This window comes from Streptosporangium sp. G11 (assembly GCF_051192615.1).
Lineage (GTDB): Bacteria > Actinomycetota > Actinomycetes > Streptosporangiales > Streptosporangiaceae > Streptosporangium.
The window spans coordinates 1-888 of sequence record NZ_JBPJUQ010000327.1 but is presented as its reverse complement, the minus strand read 5'-3'; the positions used below and the strand labels follow the sequence as shown (position 1 = coordinate 888).

At 62.7% G+C, this 888-nt stretch carries 1 protein-coding gene; it reads right to left on the bottom strand.

Annotated elements, in window-relative coordinates:
* Positions 1-114: 114 nt before the first annotated feature.
* Positions 115-765, bottom strand: a complete 651-nt coding sequence (locus ACSDR0_RS50840) for an HAD family hydrolase (RefSeq protein ID WP_435296174.1) — start codon at positions 763-765, stop codon at positions 115-117.
* Positions 766-888: the final 123 nt, after the last annotated feature.

The following is an 888-nucleotide window of genomic DNA, read 5'->3' as shown; positions in this document are numbered from 1 at the left end:
ATCCAGGCTGTCACCCGCGAAAACGATCCCGATCAACGGGGCACAAGCTTGTCACGCCTACGTTTCTTGATCAGTACGGCACTTCCCCGCAAGCTGCGCACGGCGGCCTCTCGGTCAACGCTCGCCGTACAGGATCTCCATCGCCTGGAGCACGTCCGTAACAACGTGGTCCGCCTCGTGCTCCTGATTCGGCCGCGTTCCCCGGTCGACCCAGACCGTTCGGAGACCGGCCGCCCGTCCACCGCCGATGTCGGCAACCGGGTGGTCACCGACCATCCATCCCCCATCGGCAAGGGACATGCCGCACCGTTTGGCAGCGATCTCGAACAAGCCGACGTCGGGCTTGCGGACGCCTTCGAGTCCAGAGAGGGCATAAGCGTCGACTGCCTCGGTCAGTCCCGTTCGCTGGATCTTGCCAAGCTGGTTGTCCGCGGTCCCGTTGGTGACGATCGCCACCTTCCAACCAAACGCACGGAGTCGGGACAATCCATCCATCACCTCAGGCCGACAGCGAACGAGATACGGCATGCGCTTCCGGTAGCGGCTCCACAGCTCCTCAACTGATTCGGGCAGGGCGAAGCGCTCGCGCACCTTGCCGAAGAAGACCTCACGATGGGGATAGCCGGCCTGGTCGAGAACAAGCAGCCAATTAACCGCCTTGTCTCCAAGGCCGTGCTCGTCGGCGAACTCCGCGGCCCACTCCCGAAACGCCTCGTCGAGGTTCACGAGCGTGTTGTCCAGGTCGAAAAGCACAAGCCGTTGCACAGCAACTGACTCTACGCGGATCACCACCGTGGACTTGAGTGCCTACGAGGATGTCCCGCGGCTCGTGGAACTTGAAGAGCGGTCCCGCGGTCAGGCGACGTTCTCGTTGTAGCAGCTTGAAGT